This is a genomic window from Niabella yanshanensis (assembly GCF_034424215.1).
Classification (GTDB): domain Bacteria; phylum Bacteroidota; class Bacteroidia; order Chitinophagales; family Chitinophagaceae; genus Niabella; species Niabella yanshanensis.
On record NZ_CP139960.1, the window covers coordinates 3,253,434 to 3,268,709 of the forward strand.

16 protein-coding genes are annotated in these 15,276 nt (G+C 42.0%); 11 read left to right on the forward strand and 5 right to left on the reverse strand.

Annotated features, from left to right (window positions below):
- Nucleotides 1-50 precede the first annotated feature (50 nt).
- The 3 genes from tatC (at nucleotide 51) to U0035_RS13580 (ending at nucleotide 3,083) form a co-directional block, all read left to right on the forward strand.
- Complete coding sequence (gene tatC, locus U0035_RS13570; RefSeq protein WP_114790308.1) at nucleotides 51-911, forward strand: twin-arginine translocase subunit TatC; 861 nt, start codon at nucleotides 51-53, stop codon at nucleotides 909-911.
- A 15-nt stretch (nucleotides 912-926) separates the two neighbouring features.
- Nucleotides 927-1,382, forward strand: coding sequence for a ribose 5-phosphate isomerase B (gene rpiB / locus U0035_RS13575; RefSeq protein WP_114790309.1), 456 nt, complete (start codon nucleotides 927-929; stop codon nucleotides 1,380-1,382).
- Nucleotides 1,383-1,547: 165 nt separating this feature from the next.
- Entirely contained in the window at nucleotides 1,548-3,083 is a 1,536-nt protein-coding gene (locus U0035_RS13580) for a M28 family peptidase (protein ID WP_114790310.1), read from the forward strand.
- 29 nt (nucleotides 3,084-3,112) lie between these two features.
- Here the strand turns inward: U0035_RS13580 and U0035_RS13585 are convergent, their stop codons facing one another.
- Nucleotides 3,113-3,424 (reverse strand): hypothetical protein, encoded by a 312-nt coding sequence (locus U0035_RS13585; RefSeq protein WP_114790311.1) that lies wholly within the window; start codon nucleotides 3,422-3,424, stop codon nucleotides 3,113-3,115.
- Nucleotides 3,425-3,655: 231 nt separating this feature from the next.
- Nucleotides 3,656-4,630 (reverse strand): deoxyhypusine synthase family protein, encoded by a 975-nt coding sequence (locus U0035_RS13590; protein WP_114790312.1) that lies wholly within the window; start codon nucleotides 4,628-4,630, stop codon nucleotides 3,656-3,658.
- 125 nt (nucleotides 4,631-4,755) lie between these two features.
- Between U0035_RS13590 and U0035_RS13595 the strand changes: the two genes are divergently transcribed.
- The 4 genes from U0035_RS13595 (at nucleotide 4,756) to U0035_RS13610 (ending at nucleotide 7,603) form a co-directional block, all read left to right on the forward strand.
- Nucleotides 4,756-5,691 carry an alpha/beta hydrolase family protein gene (locus U0035_RS13595; RefSeq protein ID WP_114790313.1) on the forward strand — a complete coding sequence of 312 codons (936 nt, stop codon included), beginning with the start codon at nucleotides 4,756-4,758 and terminating at the stop codon, nucleotides 5,689-5,691.
- 1 nt (nucleotide 5,692) lies between these two features.
- Nucleotides 5,693-6,304, forward strand: coding sequence for an acyl carrier protein phosphodiesterase (locus U0035_RS13600; RefSeq protein ID WP_114790314.1), 612 nt, complete (start codon nucleotides 5,693-5,695; stop codon nucleotides 6,302-6,304).
- 62 nt (nucleotides 6,305-6,366) lie between these two features.
- Complete coding sequence (locus U0035_RS13605) at nucleotides 6,367-6,927, forward strand: DUF2911 domain-containing protein (RefSeq protein WP_114790315.1); 561 nt, start codon at nucleotides 6,367-6,369, stop codon at nucleotides 6,925-6,927.
- A 16-nt stretch (nucleotides 6,928-6,943) separates the two neighbouring features.
- Nucleotides 6,944-7,603, forward strand: a complete 660-nt coding sequence (locus U0035_RS13610; RefSeq protein WP_114790316.1) for a DUF2911 domain-containing protein — start codon at nucleotides 6,944-6,946, stop codon at nucleotides 7,601-7,603.
- 130 nt (nucleotides 7,604-7,733) lie between these two features.
- Here the strand turns inward: U0035_RS13610 and U0035_RS13615 are convergent, their stop codons facing one another.
- Nucleotides 7,734-8,186, reverse strand: coding sequence for a hypothetical protein (locus tag U0035_RS13615; protein ID WP_114790317.1), 453 nt, complete (start codon nucleotides 8,184-8,186; stop codon nucleotides 7,734-7,736).
- Nucleotides 8,187-8,767: 581 nt separating this feature from the next.
- Between U0035_RS13615 and U0035_RS13620 the strand changes: the two genes are divergently transcribed.
- The 4 genes from U0035_RS13620 (at nucleotide 8,768) to U0035_RS13635 (ending at nucleotide 13,152) form a co-directional block, all read left to right on the forward strand.
- The gene (locus tag U0035_RS13620; protein ID WP_114790318.1) at nucleotides 8,768-9,907 is read left to right on the forward strand and encodes a cystathionine gamma-synthase; all 1,140 of its coding nucleotides are present in this window, start codon (nucleotides 8,768-8,770) and stop codon (nucleotides 9,905-9,907) included.
- Nucleotides 9,908-10,020: 113 nt separating this feature from the next.
- Nucleotides 10,021-11,277: a Fic family protein gene (locus U0035_RS13625; RefSeq protein ID WP_114790319.1), complete on the forward strand. Its 1,257-nt coding sequence runs from the start codon at nucleotides 10,021-10,023 to the stop codon at nucleotides 11,275-11,277.
- A 26-nt stretch (nucleotides 11,278-11,303) separates the two neighbouring features.
- Nucleotides 11,304-12,395 carry a serine hydrolase domain-containing protein gene (locus U0035_RS13630; protein ID WP_162817809.1) on the forward strand — a complete coding sequence of 364 codons (1,092 nt, stop codon included), beginning with the start codon at nucleotides 11,304-11,306 and terminating at the stop codon, nucleotides 12,393-12,395.
- On the forward strand, nucleotides 12,364-13,152 hold the full coding sequence (locus U0035_RS13635) for a TIGR02757 family protein (protein ID WP_114790321.1): 789 nt from the start codon (nucleotides 12,364-12,366) through the stop codon (nucleotides 13,150-13,152). The genes U0035_RS13630 and U0035_RS13635 overlap by 32 nt, the downstream gene beginning before the upstream one ends.
- A 57-nt stretch (nucleotides 13,153-13,209) precedes the next feature.
- On the opposite strand, the gene U0035_RS13640 is transcribed toward U0035_RS13635, so the two are convergent.
- A complete protein-coding gene (locus U0035_RS13640) occupies nucleotides 13,210-13,875 on the reverse strand; it encodes a sterol desaturase family protein (RefSeq protein ID WP_114790322.1) in 666 nt (221 codons plus the stop codon).
- Between the two features lie 154 nt (nucleotides 13,876-14,029).
- Complete coding sequence (locus U0035_RS13645) at nucleotides 14,030-15,274, reverse strand: serine hydrolase (RefSeq protein ID WP_114790323.1); 1,245 nt, start codon at nucleotides 15,272-15,274, stop codon at nucleotides 14,030-14,032.
- Nucleotides 15,275-15,276: the final 2 nt, after the last annotated feature.

Below are 15,276 nucleotides of genomic sequence, written 5' to 3' on the forward strand. Positions count from 1 at the left end.
CATAAACTATTAACTATAAAGTCGCATCTTTGCGTACTTATTTTACGTACATGGCTATAATGGATTTTTTTAAGAAGAGAAATCAGGGTAATGAAGATGAAATGTCATTCATTGACCACCTCGAGGTGCTCCGGTGGCATTTAATACGTTCGATTTTAGCTGTTGCCATCGGTGCGATCATCGTTTTTATTTTTACCGACTTTTTTGTAGATGATATCGTTTTTGGTCCTACCAGAACCGATTTTATTTCCGCTCAGTGGATGTGTAGAATGGGCGAGGCCGTTGGGGTAGGAGAATCGCTTTGTTTTAAAGGTGGCGATACCCCCCAGTTTATTGAAACAACCATGACGGGTCAGTTTATAGCCAACTTTACAGTAGCGTTTATTGGCGGGTTTGTTTTAGCCTTTCCTTACATTTTCTGGGAAATATGGAAATTTGTAAAGCCGGCTCTTTCTGAAAAAGAAAACCGCCAGGCTTCGGGAATTATCTTCTGGGTCTCCATATTGTTCTTCATCGGCGTTGCTTTCGGCTACTTTATATTGATGCCGCTGATGGTGCAATTTTACTTTAACTATAAGCTGAGTGACAAGATCACGATTATGCCCACATTTTCTGACTACCTGGAAAACATGACCTATACAACTGTTGGAGTAGGATTACTCTTCCAGCTTCCATTGCTGATATTGTTACTGGCAAAGGCGGGGATCGTAACCGCCAAAATTCTTCGCAGATTCAGACGTCATGCTTTTGTTGTAATTTTGATAGCAGCGGCGATTATCACTCCTACAACGGACCCGTTCAGCCTGGCGGTAGTAGCAGCACCATTATACCTGTTATTTGAAATAAGCGTTGCGCTGGCGGCCAGGGGTGAAAAAAAGAATGCCGAAAATGCCACAGAAGAGTGGAGCTAAATAAAAACGATCATTATGGAAACAACATTTGATCTTAGCAAGCCGATAGCCATAGCCTCCGACCATGCCGGTTTTGAAATGAAAGAATTTGTTATCTCATTTATCGAAGGAAAAGACCTTCTCTTTAAAGATTTTGGTCCCGCCACCGATGATGCCGTAGACTACCCTGATTTTGCACATCCTGTTGCGCAGGCTGTTGAGTCGGGCTATTACGCTTTCGGTATCCTGCTTTGCGGTAGTGGAAACGGTGTTGCTATCACAGCAAATAAACACCCGGGTATTCGTGCTGCACTTTGCTGGGACGACGAGATAGCGGCCCTGGCACGTAAGCATAACAACGCCAATATTCTTTGCATTCCCGCACGCTTTGTTTCAGAAAGCACCGCCGAAGAAATGGTAGCGGTATTTTTAAACACAGCCTTTGAAGGAGGCCGCCATGCCAGCCGGGTCGATAAGATCTCCGGAAGCTGATAGAAAAAATACGCTTTGCATAAGTGCTTCTCAATGCGCCTTAATGTCTTAATGGTTTATACACGATCGTTAACTATCCTCTAGAGACCGTGTTTATATTTTGATAAACGGTAGGTATTTATTTACCGTTGTGGGTTACATTTACAACTCAACAAGCAATTTTATATGGGAAAGAATTTACTATTAGCGGTATGCACGCTGGCTAGTGTTAGTGTTCATGCACAGAAAACGGCAGATCCTCAACCCTTTGCCAAAACAATTACCACAACCGATCTGAAGAAACATCTCAGCATCATAGCCAGTGCAGAAATGGAAGGTAGAGACACCCCTTCGCCAGGCCTGGAAAAAGCTGCAGCATATATCGAAACACAGTTCAAAGCCTTTGGTGTACAGCCTGGGAATAAGGACAGCTATCGCCAGTTTTTTGACCTGGAAAAAGATAGTGCATCCACACTTTCCCTAAATATGGGAGGAATGGCATTTACTGCATGGTCTGACTTTGCACCCTGGATACAAATGCCACAAACAGCAGACCTTAAGTTTAACGAGTACGTTTTTGTAGGATATGGAATTGTGGATGAAAAAAGAGATGATTATAAAAACGCAGATGTAAAAGGTAAGCTGGTGATCTTCTTAGCAGGTCAGCCAGATGGTTTCAAAACGGATAAGCCCCGCAGGCAATCGCCCGTTTTTACGGCCAACAAAATAGCCAATGCAAAAAATAAAGGAGCTGCAGCGGTATTAATCATTTCAGACCAGCTGCCTTCACAACAAATGCTGAACAATTCTTACAGGCCTAAGCCCGCGGTTGCTGCACAGGAAGAAAATAATTCCATACCAGCTTTTTTTATTAATGATAATGTTATTAAAAAGGATGGCCATAGCATCAGTGAAATCAAATCCTCAATAGGAAGGGAAACGATCGATCCGGTTACCCGCCAGTTGCCCGTAGCTATACAGTATGTCTCTGGCAAAAAAACAGCTACGGTTAGCAACGTTGTAGGACTGGTAGAGGGTTCTGATAAAAAAAATGAATACCTGTTTGTTACAGCGCATTATGATCATGTAGGAATGGATGAAAAGGGAAATATTTATTACGGTGCTGACGATGATGGATCGGGTACTGTTAGTGTGATGAAGATGGCAGAGGCTTTTGCCAAAGCAAAAAAAGAAGGAAAGGGTCCTCGCCGTACGGTAGTGTTTATGCTGGTAGCGGGAGAGGAGAAAGGCTTATGGGGTTCTGAATATTATTCAGAAAACCCGATCTTTCCACTGGATAAAACCACCGCAGATCTGAATATTGATATGATCGGGCGTATCGATACAGAAAGAATGACCGCCGATACACAGAACTATGTGTACGTAGTAGGGCATAACAAGCTGAGCACAGACCTGCCTAGAATAAACGAGGGCGCCAACAATAAATACACAAAGCTGGTGCTTGATTATAAGTTTGATGATCCTAATGATCCTAACAGGATTTATTATAGAAGCGACCACTACAACTTCGCAAGAAAAGGGGTGCCGGTCTTGTTTTTTTATGATGGCATGTTGAAGGCCGACTACCATCAGCCAACAGATACTGTTGATAAGATTAATTTTTCTTTGATGGCTAAAAGAGCTCAAATGATATTCTATACGGCCTGGGAAATGGCCAATAGAAACGATATGTTGAAGCGCGATTTAAAATTGACACAATAAGAAATAAAACGTAACTTACGGTTGGTCTTCTAACAGAGATCAAAGAAACCGAAACCCATCATAACAACAAAGGGACGCGATAAGCGTCCCTTTTTGGTAACCGGTTCAGCATTAAGCCCCGGTTTAAACTTACCTCTTATATACCTGTAGCCAATGTGTTGATTCGTGTCTGTAGGCTTTAGCGTTAACAGGGTTCCTGCATTTCCATTTACACTGAAATTTTCCTGTGGCCTGGAGCAATTGGCGAGGTCACTAAAATTAAGCACCACTGTATAATATCCTGATTCTGTATTGGTATATGATATCTCAACAGATTTGTCTGCCTTAAGTTCTGAGTTCATTTCCAGTTTTCTTTACTGTGCATAGCGGGTATAAGGAAGCAGCATAGTCCTAAAAGAATAGTTAGCTTTTTCATAGCAGTACTCTGAAATTGGTGATGGTAAAAAAAGTATATAATAGGCGAAATATATAGTGAAAAGTATGATGGGGTCTTATAAAATTGATAAAGGCCTTACCAATATCCGGGAGATATTGGCAAGGCCTTCTACATTATAATTTAGAGGTAATTAAAATTACCAGCCCAGTATCCAGGCAAACATTAATGGAGCTACGATGGTAGCATCGCTTTCCACAATGAACTTCGGCGTATGAATATCCAATTTACCCCAGGTGATTTTTTCATTAGGTACGGCGCCGCTATACGAGCCATAAGAAGTAGTGCTGTCGCTGATCTGGCAGAAATAGCTCCAGAAAGGAACATCATGCCATTCCAGATCCTGGTACATCATCGGAACTACGCAAATAGGGAAGTCGCCGGCGATACCGCCACCAATCTGGAAGAAGCCAACACCTTTGCCTGATGAATTACTACGGTACCATTCGGTCAGCCAAACCATATATTCAATACCACTTTTTACAGTAGATGCCTGCAGCTCACCTTTAACCACATAGCTGGCAAAAATATTACCGGTAGTACTGTCTTCCCAGCCCGGGCAAACGATTGGCAGGTTTTTTTCTGCAGCAGCAACAATCCAGCTGTCTTTCGGATCAATTTCATAATATTGCTCCAGCTCTCCGCTTAAAACGGTTTTATATAAAAATTCATGCGGGAAATAACGTTCACCTTTTGCTTCGGCATCCTTCCATTGTTTCACCAGGTGCTTCTGTAAACGGCGGAAAGCCTCCTCTTCAGGAATACAGGTATCTGTAACGCGGTTATAGTGATTTTCCAATAAGTCCCACTCTTCCTGCGGCGTCAGGTCGCGGTAGTTAGGAACTCTTTTATAATGGCTATGCGCCACCAGGTTCATTACATCTTCTTCCAGGTTGGCTCCGGTACAGCTTATGATATGTACTTTATCCTGGCGGATCATTTCTGCAAGCGAAATACCCAACTCTGCAGTACTCATGGCGCCGGCCAATGTCACCATCATTTTACCTCCTTCCAACAAATGGGTTTCATAACCTTTTGCGGCATCCATTAATGCAGCAGCGTTAAAATGGCGGTAATGATGCTGGATAAAATTAGAAACGGGTCCTTTGTTCATGATTCAAAACTTTTGATTCGCCTTCAGATCACAAAAGCGTGAGACATTGCGGACCGCAAAAATATCTAATTTTAATATTGAAGAAAGGTTATTCTTTTCTTAACTTACCTCCATAATAAAATCCTATGTATAGACTGTTGGTGCTTTTGTCTTTTGTTTTTTTTAATCAGGGATTACCGGCACAAAATGAAGAACCGGTAATACTGCACACCGCAACCGGAGATCTTTATGGAAGTTTAATCTTGCCTGCAAATCGAAACAAGTTCGATCTGGTTATATTGCAGGCAGGGTCTGGTCCTACTGACAGAAAGGGCAATAACCCCTTGGGTGTTAACGCAGACAGCTACTGGATGCTGGCCCATGAACTGGTTAAAAATAATATAGCTACCCTGCTTTTTGACAAACGGGGGATTGCAGCGAGCAAAGAAGCAGGAAGGGATGAATCCAAATTAGTTTTTGATGATTACATAAAAGACCTGGAAGACTGGGTAGCACTATTTAAAAAGGATAAGAGAATTGAGAATATAATTTTAGCCGGACATAGTGAAGGCTCACTGATAGCAATGGTGGCAGCGCAAAAAATCAAAGTAGCCAGGTATATATCTATTGCAGGTCCAGCAAAACCGATTGATGAGATCATTTCCTGGCAGCTAAAACAACAGGCGCCCGTTTTAGCTGCTCCCGCAGATTCACTTTTTAATCGGCTCAGGAAGGGAGAAAAAATAGATTCTATTCCGCCGTTATTATTTTCACTTTTTCGTCCAAGCATCCAGCCTTATATGATTTCCTGGATGAAGTATAGCCCCTGCGCAGAGATAAAGAAATTGACTGTGCCGGTGCTTATTATACAGGGCTCGCAGGACTACCAGGTGCAGCAAAGCGAGGGAGAAGCGCTACGGGCGTGCGATCCACAGGCCCGCTTTTCACTTATTCCTGAAATGAACCATGTATTGAAACGATCTCCCGGAAATTTTGCGGAAGACAGGGCTACTTATACACAACCGGCCTTACCCATTGTGCAACAACTGGTAACAGAAATAGTGTCATTCATTAAGAAGTAATATGAATTATTTAGCTCATGCATATTTATCATTTGGCAACCAAGAGATTTTGCTGGGTAACATGATCAGTGATTTTGTAAAAGGAAAAAGGCAATACCTGTACCCGCCGGTTGTTCACAAAGGCATTTTGTTGCACAGGGCTATAGACGATTTTACGGATACACATCCCATAACACAAAAAGCTAAATCGGTTTTTAAAGCAGAATACAGGCTATATAGCGGTGCATTTATTGATGTTGTATATGATCACTTCCTGGCTAAAGAACAAACAGCTTTTCCTGATGAAAAGGATTTGTACGATTTTTCCCAGGCAACCTATCGGGCATTAGAAAAACAAAAACAGGTAATGCCTTCGGGATTTGATCGCATGTTTGTATATATGCAATCGCAAAACTGGTTATATGGGTATAGAACATTACCCGGTATTTATCAAAGTTTTGGCGGTTTGGTACGAAGGGCCGCATATTTGCAGGATAGCATCCCGGCCATAAAGATATTCGATGAGCATTATCATTTTCTGCAAGGTTGCTTTGATGAGTTTTGGAAGGATATCCGGTTTTTTGCTGTCAATAAAATGAACCTGCTATTGTCAGATAACCGAACTTTGCCGTAGTAAATCGCAAAGCCGGGCGCTTAGTGGTATATTGAACTTAAAATCGCCAAATAAAAAAGAAGATGAAAAAATGGATGTTTCTGGTAGCCGGCATCATCGCTGGTTCGCAGTTTGCGGCGGCCCAACAATGGGCTCCCGTAGATAAATCTCCTTTGGATCAGATTTATTTTCCGATTGATTATCCATCGCAGAAAGTAAAAGGGACAAAAGAACCACTGAGGCTGCGGGTTATTTACAGCCGGCCCAATAGAGGTAACCGCCAGATTTTTGGTTCTGAAATTGTACCTTACGGAAAAGTATGGCGGTTAGGCGCTAATGAAGCCACAGAGCTAGATCTTTTTACCGAAGCCAGGGTCGGGGGTAAAAAAATACCTCCCGGACGTTATACTTTATACGCTTTAGTTGACGAAAAGAACTGGACATTTATTATCAATAAAGAAACCGACACCTGGGGCGCATTTAAATACGATCCTGCCAAAGATGTGTGCCGGGTAACCGCCCTCGTTGAAAAAGTAGACAAACCTATTGAGTCGTTAACCATCGACCTGGAAAAATCGGGTACCGGTGTAAACCTGGTTGCCGGTTGGGATACTGTTTCTGCGACCTTACCTATTTCATTTTAATTTATTATTTAATTACATGTCTCTATTTTGTAAGTGTTTAGTCGCCTCCTCATTTGTATTAAGCGTATTCGTTGGCTGCAAGGAAAAATCGCCTGCTTCCGCTACAACAGCCTCAACCCAACATGCCGGCGACACCAGCGATATCTTAGCTCAGGCAACCCCGGTTATTGAGGATAACAATATTTATGCAGATGTAGATATTTCTCCAATGGATATGAGTTATTTCCCTTCGAAATATCCGCAACAAAAAATTGCAGATCCAACGGCGCCTCCGCCTGTAATGAGAGTTATTTACAGTCGCCCCCATTTGCAGGGGCGTAAACTATTTGAAGAGATCCTGAAGTATGGTCAGACCTGGAGGCTGGGAGCAAACGAAGCAACTGAATTAGATTTATTCCAGCCGGTTACTATAGGGGATAAAAAATTACCGGTGGGCAGATATACTTTGTATGCTATTCCTAAGGCCGGCTATTGGACGATTGCTATCAACAACGATCTGGACCTGTGGGGCTTAAAGCAGGACACATCAAAAGATCTGGTAAGAGTTGAAGTTCCGGTTAGCTATTACAATCCAATAATGGAATATTTTACTATGGTTTTTGAAAAATCTGACACAGGGGCCAATCTTATTATCGCCTGGGACGATGCTTTAGTAAAAGTTCCGGTTAAAATATAATACCCATTTAAAATAAAAAGGGAGAAGATAAGAATACCCCCTCCGTTGTTTTACATGAGAAAAATTTAAATCAGCTTATTGTCAGGCTGTCCAAAGGAGTTCTTCAAACCTGCGGAGAGCCTGTCGAAGCCTACTTATCGCCTCTTTTATATTTTGATACTACTTCTGTTTCACCAATGCTATTGGCATTCACATGTGTGTAGTTTTTGTCGTCTCTTAAAACGATCCTGTAGTTTACGCCGTTTTTGTTGGATACCTCTGTTACTCCCCAGATGTCTTTATCCCTGAATTCTCTTTTAATGGCATATAGTACATTTGAAGGCAGGTCTTCTTCCTTATAGTAGCGGATCGTTTGTACTAAATTTCCTTTTGCATCCAGTAAGGCGCGGGTTTTTACGTTGTTGTCACCTACAAAATAGGCTTCAAAATGATTTCCCGTATTCGTCCAGCTAACATTAATAGCTTCTTTAAAGATCTGGTTAAATGTTTTGAGCACATATTCATTGGCGGGCTCTGCAGAACCTGCAAAAGCACTTCCTGTTATGGCCAGGATAAAAGCGGTGGAAAGAATTAAGTTTTTCATTTTATTAATTTTTAATTGTTTAGAGTTATTGCCTACCCGACGCAGGCGGGTTTTTGTAACTGTTTCACAAACATACGCCTGGTTACTGCCTCGTATCTAGCGGTGATGGGTAAACGGCGCCTAAAACTCCGGTGAATGACAGATTTTCTACCGTGAACCGCACCACTATCATGCAACCCCTCCTCTCTCATAATCCGCGCCTCAACAAGGTAAAGGTATCTGCAGGTGCTGCGTTTTAGCAAGTGAATATTGATCAACGGTGAGGCATTTTGTGTTAAATAATTTTAACGAATCGGCTCAATGATTGAAAATTATCAATGAAAGGCTTAAAATTCGTTTAAACGGTAAGCTGATTGTCAATAGCTTGGCGACTATAGGGTTTCGTTTTAGGACGAGCGGCAAACAACTACGAAGATTTTCATACATTGATTGCAATCAAGCCTGTGTTTTTGCTGGTCATCAGTGACCATAATTATTCCGGCCTCTGGCAAAAGCGATTTAATTGCTGCAAACAGTTCATCATTTTATTTTTACCTTGCAATAATTGGTTCTCCCGTTCCATTCTAATTAAAAAGAAATAAATGAAGCTAAATACCAAGATCATCCACGCAGGTGTAGATCCGGATCCGTCGACCGGCGCTATTATGACACCGATTTTCCAGACCTCGACCTATGTACAAACAGGGCCCAATGAACATAAAGGTTACGATTATTCCCGTGCCGGTAATCCTACGCGCACAGCGCTGGAAACTGCTTTTGCAGCACTCGAAAACGCAAAGCACGGTTTAGCGTTCAGCAGTGGGGTGGCTGCCACAGATGCGGTAATCCGTTTATTAAAGCCGGGAGATGAAGTAATCGCAGCAAATGATATGTATGGAGGCACATACCGACTATTTTCAAAATTATGGGCCGATTTTGGTATAAAATTTATCTATATCGACACCACAAAAACGGAGCATATCAGCGCAGCCATCACAGGGCAAACAAAAATGATATGGCTAGAAACTCCAACAAATCCGTTGATGAATATTACCGATATTGAAGCCACCGCTGCCATTGCCAAAAAGGCAAAGGCGCTATTAGTGGTCGACAATACATTTGCTTCGCCCTATCTCCAGAATCCTTTAGACCTGGGCGCTGATATTGTAATGCATTCGGCAACCAAGTACCTGGGTGGGCACAGCGATGTGATTATGGGCGCTTTAATGATGAATGATGACAGCCTGAGGGAGAAGCTGTTCTTTATTCAAAAGAGCAGTGGTGCGGTGCCTGGTCCCATGGACTGTTTTTTGGTATTGAGAGGCGTTAAAACCCTGCACATTCGCATGCAGCGCCATTGTGAAAATGGCAGAAAAGTGGCCGAATTCCTGGCCGGGCACCCTAAAGTGAAAAAAGTGTACTGGTGTGGATTTGAAAATAGCAATGGCTATGCTGTTGCACGAAAACAAATGCGTGACTTTGGAGGTATGATGAGCTTTGAACTGGCCGATGAGTCCGTCGATGCCGCGATAAAAGTTTTAAAAGGTACCCGGATCATAGCGCTGGCGGAAAGTCTGGGAGGCGTGGAGTCGCTGATTAATCACCCCGCAACCATGACCCACGCATCGGTACCGCGCGAAGAAAGAATAAAAAACGGACTTAGCGACTCGCTGATCCGGCTGAGTATCGGGATTGAAGATGCCGATGACCTGATAGACGACCTGAAGCTGGCAATAGGATAGCCATTTAAATATCTAAAAAGACGTAAAACCTGGCAGAATCAAAATTTGTCAGGTTTTATTGTAAAATGTCCAGATTTTAACGAAATTAGCCGATTATTTCCAATAAGAGAGATATGATGCAACCACTAAACGACGATCCTGCAAGAAAACTGGTTTCCAATCTTAATAACAATTATGTTCATTGGGATAAGTTTAAAGACATGCAGATTCCTGAGCCGGATTACCGGATGGCCATCTGGGCAAAAGCGCTTGCTGAAAGAGATCAGGGCTTTTACCGTCGCTTATCTTTTCCTGATCTTGAAATTAAATGGTGGATAAGCAACGGCTTGGAAGCCCAGTTACATCAACTGGATATTGGATTGGCCGGCGGGCGCGATTTACAGGTATTGCTGGAACCGAAGCATGTCCACCGGCATAAAACAAATGCGCTCCTCGACGAAAGCATCACCTCGGCCCAACTGGCCGGCGTAACGGTCTCTAAAAAAGCAGCTAAAGAAATGTTGCTTAAAAAACGTACGCCCCAGGACGTAAATGAGCAGGTTTGTGTAAATATTTACAAGGCGTTGCAATTAGCCTACGCCAGGAAAGAGGAAAACCTGTCTGTGAACCTTCTGCTTCAGTTACATCAAACACTTACCAGGGAAACCATAAAACTGAAAGGGGTTGGTCAGTATCGGACCAATAATAAAGTAGATCTTTCTGCGGTGGATGTATCGGCTGGATATAAGCCGGCTGATACCCTCAATATTCCTTCCATAGTTGAACATTTAATGGAGCTTTACAATAATGACACGGAACCCTGTTTTATACATCCGCTGGTAAAAGCCGGCCTCCTGCATTATGTTATTACAACCGCCCGGCCCTTCAAAGATGGCAACGGCCGTATCGCAAGGTTGCTTGCACAAATGTATTTATGGAGAAAAGGATATTGGGTTGCAGAATTTATATCGGTATCTAATATTATTTCGAAGTTCAGACCGCAATATCACAAAACTTTTTCTCAGGCACAGACAGATGAGAACAACTCAGGATATTTTATCCAGTTTTATATACAGTCTGTACAAATGGCCTTTAAATCGCTGCGGGACTTTGCTTCGCGTATTTCCAGAGAAAAGATAGAAAAGCCGGGACAAAAAATTCCCGGGTACAATGAAAGGCAAACGACCGTGTTACAATGGCTGAAAGAAGACGGTGGAAAAGTGATAACCATACGCGAACTGCGCTCGGTTTATGGGGTATCAAAAGAAACCGCCCGTACCGATCTTACAGCGCTGGTTGAGAACGGATGGCTTAAATACTATAACATTAATAAAAAAACCTATGCCTTTGTAAAGGCCGAAGGGTTTGATGAGCTCATGCGACAATGCTAACCATTTATGTTAAAAGTAAAACAGCTATGAAAAGCCTTTTCGTTTTTACGTTGGTTCTTTTGAGTTTAGCTGCAAATGCGCAGCAAGCCGGAGAACCGATAGACTGCTTTATAAAAAAGACCGCAGACAGTTTGATGACAGCGGCCCGGTTGCCGGGAATAGCAATTGGTATATTTAAAAATGGCAAAGAACATTATTACGAGGTTGGTTTTGCCGATACTGCCAGGAAAACTCATTTTGACAAAACAACTATTTTTGAAGCAGGAAGCATCACCAAAACGCTGACCGCATATATTGTGGAGGCTGTTTTAAAAGAACAGGGAATTGCAGATACGTCACTGATCTACGCATATTTACCGGATAGTATTCAGGCTAACAAAGCGCTGAAAACAATAACGTTCAAAAGCCTGCTTAATCATACGTCGGGGCTGAGCCGGTTGGCTTCAAATGTACCGTCAAATAGTACTCAACCCTATGATAATTACACCATTGATAGTCTTTATAAGTATTTAAAAACAGCTGAAGTTAAAGCAGATAGCAAAAGCAACTACTCCAATACGGGTGTCTGCCTCGCCGGAGTACTGGCGCAAAGGATAAGCGGCAAAGCCTTTCAACACCTATTGGAGCATTACATTTGGGGGTCTTTTAAAATATCTGATGCAGAAAAAGAACAAGGATATAAAAAAAGCCAGGGCTACTTTACCACTGGTGAAGTGCCTTACTGGAACATGGATATTTACTACCCTGCAGGAGGATTAAAAACCAATTGTGAGCAAATGCTGGGCTACCTGGCGGCCATGGCAACACCGAGCACCACCATGCAGAAAGATGTGGTAGAAAAGGTGCTCACGCCTACTTTGGATGTCAGCGAAAACTTAAGCATTGCCTTAGGGTGGCATGTGCTAAAGCTTCAGGGGGTTCCTGCAATTTACCTGCACAATGGCGGTACCTACGGGTTTTCTACATTTGCAGCGTTTACTAAAGAAAAACCAGCGGGTGTTATAATAGCTATTAATAAGTTTAATGAAAATCAATATGCCGATTGGTTGGGTATTGAAATAATGAAAAGATTAGCAACAGATAATAATGACCAACGCAGGATTAAAGCAATTCCTTGATAAAAAGGTGGCGCAATACGAAAAGCCGGATTTTATAGAAGATGATCCCATTTGTATACCGCATCGTTTTTCTAAAAAACAGGATATTGAGATAGCCGCCTTTTTCGCAGCCATCCTGGCCTGGGGCAACCGTAAAAGCATTATCAGCTCCTGCAACCGGCTTTTAGCGGGTATGGATAATGCGCCCTATGATTTTGTTTTAAACTTTGAAGAGCAGGACCTGAAGCCTTTTATGGGCTTTGCTCACCGCACTTTTAACGCAACCGACCTGTTTCATTTTCTCGACTTCCTCCGATATCATTACAAAACCATGGGTTCATCATCGCTTGAAACAGCTTTTTCAAAATACCTAAAAAAAAACGACTTAGATACAGAGCCTGCCCTGGTCAGCTTCTACAATTCTTTTTTTGATGAAGATATTTTTCCGGACTATCCCCGCAGAACAAGAAAACACATTGCGACCCCCTTTAAAAAATCGGCTTGTAAACGGCTTAACATGTTTTTGCGGTGGATGGTAAGAAGCAATACCAAAGGAGTAGATTTTGGTATTTGGAAGGTAGTAAAGTCCTCACAACTGGTATGTCCTTTAGATGTTCATGTAGCCAGGGTGGCAAAGCATTTTAATTTATTACAGCGTACGGGCAACGACTGGCTGGCGGCAAAAGAGCTTACCCAAAATCTGAAGCTGCTGGATGCTAAAGACCCGGTTAAATATGATTTTGCGTTATTCGGGCTGGGAGTGGTGGAGCGGTTTTAGGAAATACACAAAAAATCCCGGCCAAAAACCGGGATTAAATACTTTGCTAAGATGAATCTATTTCTTTCCAAACATCAGCTCCTGTACTTTTTCTTTATCGTCTTTTTCTTTTTTAAGATCGAACATAGTACCAAATACATGATCCCAAATGGTACTGCTTACGCCAAAGCCTTTATGCTCGTCTTTATAATGATGTAAATGGTGATTGCGCCAAAGCCCTTTCATCCATTTAAACGGCGGGTTCCAGGCATGAATAGCGTAATGCATGGTACCATACATCAGGTAGCCTAACATAAATCCGGGGAAAAACATAAATCCGTGACGGCCCAGGATCAGATAAAAAAGGCTGAACAAAACGGAGGCAATAATAATACTGGGAACGGGAGGCATAAATAAGCGCTGCCTGTCTCGCGGGTAATGATGGTGATTGCCATGCATTACATAGGCTATTTTCTTTGCCGTGGGGTTATCGCTCACCCAATGAAAAATAAAACGGTGCGCTATATATTCGAAAAAGGACCAAAAGAAAATACCACAGAAGAAGATAAGAAATACATACCCCACCGAGAAATTAAGAGTGGTTGCACTATAGTACAATAAATAAGAAATGACGGGAATATAAATGCCCCAAATCACCAGGGGATGTGTTTTAGTCAGCATCTCCAGGTAATCGTTCTTAAAAAGTCTTGCCTGTCCTTTATTATGGATCTTTTCAAACTTCATGCGGTAAAAATAAACTAAAATTGAAAAATGCTCAAAACGCCCCGCGTTTCAGATCATGATATACACCGCTATTGCTAACAAAAATGATGCAAATCAATGAAGTTCAGAACAAATGATCGATTAAAAAGGTTTAAAAAACATCATTGAAAACTAATTAATCATACATTAGTTTCCATTTGTTAAGATCGGGCACTACTTTTCTTTTTCTATTTAATTCATATTCGTAAATTTTTTTTCCCACCTCCCTGAAAAAGGGATAACCCGTTTCTATATACTCATACTTATTATCGTTGAGCACCTGGTCTTCGTTTACGTAAATGCAGGCGCTTAGCATAAATTCCAGGTTGTTTTTAAAATCGACGATATAGCAAACATCTGTCAGGAAGCCGTGACTCCAGCCCGTCTTATTGAAGCTTCGTATGTGATCCGGTATCTTTTGCTTTCCATCCCTAAAGAAAAAAAACTTGGTGTAGCTGTCAAAAAATGCTGTTGTGTCGTATGATGGAAACCGGCTTTCAGAAGGCTTTTCCGACATGTACTGGTATAAGTTCTTATAATCATCTGCAGTAAGATTAAACTGCCGGCTTTCGGGAACCGAACCTGGAAATAAAACCGACTGCATCATTTGCTGTAAGTCGGTTAAGGTGGCTTTGTTATGGGTTGTAAAATCATAAGGTGCATTGACCAGTTGATCATCCTGGTCCAGGTGCGCTTTACCGATCAATATTTCCCTGCTAAAATCAAAAGTTGCGTTACTGGTAGCGGGCTCTTGCGTATAAACGGTCTTACCTTCCTTTTGGAAACGTATCGCATTGGTATGACGGTTTTCTTCTGCGGTCATTTTCACAAACCGCCGGGTAATGCGCATGTTCTTATAACCTTTTTTCCAAAGCGTTTCATTTAAATATTGCTGGCCGCAAAACTCGTACAAGCGGTTATAGGCGTCATTATCGCTCACCACAAATATTTTCTTTATATAGTGGTCGATAGAGGGTAGCCTCGTAGCAGATGTTGCATCGGCGTTAACCGCGGTTTGAACAGTGTAACTGCTATCGGTAAGCATTGCCGTGTATTTGTCAATCCCTTTATCTTTTAATGCGCTTATCTTTTCCAAAGCGGCTAACGCTGTGGGTAGCTTTACCATGGATGCAGGGTAGAAATAGGAATCCTCATTAACGTTTAGATAAAAATTAGCGAATTTGGGCGAATTTTTTCTATCCCGGTCAATTTTGGTGTAAATGATTTGGTATCTAAATGTATCAGGTTGATTCAAAACCTTAGTTAATAACGGAGAAGCATTAGATCTGAGTTGGTGCTTCAGCCATGAGCTATTTTTTGTTTGTGCCTGCACCATTGTAAAAAAGATGAAGAATAAACCAGTGAGTTCAAGCTTTTTCATCA

What these genes read in the sequence shown, in the direction of transcription:
- tatC (WP_114790308.1), top strand. Translation starts at nt 51, where the DNA reads ATGGCTATAATGGATTTTTTTAAGAAGAGAAATCAGGGTAATGAAGAT.
- rpiB (WP_114790309.1), top strand. Translation starts at nt 927, where the DNA reads ATGGAAACAACATTTGATCTTAGCAAGCCGATAGCCATAGCCTCCGAC.
- U0035_RS13580 (WP_114790310.1), top strand. Translation starts at nt 1,548, where the DNA reads ATGGGAAAGAATTTACTATTAGCGGTATGCACGCTGGCTAGTGTTAGT.
- U0035_RS13585 (WP_114790311.1), bottom strand. Translation starts at nt 3,424, where the DNA reads ATGAACTCAGAACTTAAGGCAGACAAATCTGTTGAGATATCATATACC.
- U0035_RS13590 (WP_114790312.1), bottom strand. Translation starts at nt 4,630, where the DNA reads ATGAACAAAGGACCCGTTTCTAATTTTATCCAGCATCATTACCGCCAT.
- U0035_RS13595 (WP_114790313.1), top strand. Translation starts at nt 4,756, where the DNA reads ATGTATAGACTGTTGGTGCTTTTGTCTTTTGTTTTTTTTAATCAGGGA.
- U0035_RS13600 (WP_114790314.1), top strand. Translation starts at nt 5,693, where the DNA reads ATGAATTATTTAGCTCATGCATATTTATCATTTGGCAACCAAGAGATT.
- U0035_RS13605 (WP_114790315.1), top strand. Translation starts at nt 6,367, where the DNA reads ATGAAAAAATGGATGTTTCTGGTAGCCGGCATCATCGCTGGTTCGCAG.
- U0035_RS13610 (WP_114790316.1), top strand. Translation starts at nt 6,944, where the DNA reads ATGTCTCTATTTTGTAAGTGTTTAGTCGCCTCCTCATTTGTATTAAGC.
- U0035_RS13615 (WP_114790317.1), bottom strand. Translation starts at nt 8,186, where the DNA reads ATGAAAAACTTAATTCTTTCCACCGCTTTTATCCTGGCCATAACAGGA.
- U0035_RS13620 (WP_114790318.1), top strand. Translation starts at nt 8,768, where the DNA reads ATGAAGCTAAATACCAAGATCATCCACGCAGGTGTAGATCCGGATCCG.
- U0035_RS13625 (WP_114790319.1), top strand. Translation starts at nt 10,021, where the DNA reads ATGATGCAACCACTAAACGACGATCCTGCAAGAAAACTGGTTTCCAAT.
- U0035_RS13630 (WP_162817809.1), top strand. Translation starts at nt 11,304, where the DNA reads ATGAAAAGCCTTTTCGTTTTTACGTTGGTTCTTTTGAGTTTAGCTGCA.
- U0035_RS13635 (WP_114790321.1), top strand. Translation starts at nt 12,364, where the DNA reads ATGACCAACGCAGGATTAAAGCAATTCCTTGATAAAAAGGTGGCGCAA.
- U0035_RS13640 (WP_114790322.1), bottom strand. Translation starts at nt 13,875, where the DNA reads ATGAAGTTTGAAAAGATCCATAATAAAGGACAGGCAAGACTTTTTAAG.
- U0035_RS13645 (WP_114790323.1), bottom strand. Translation starts at nt 15,274, where the DNA reads ATGAAAAAGCTTGAACTCACTGGTTTATTCTTCATCTTTTTTACAATG.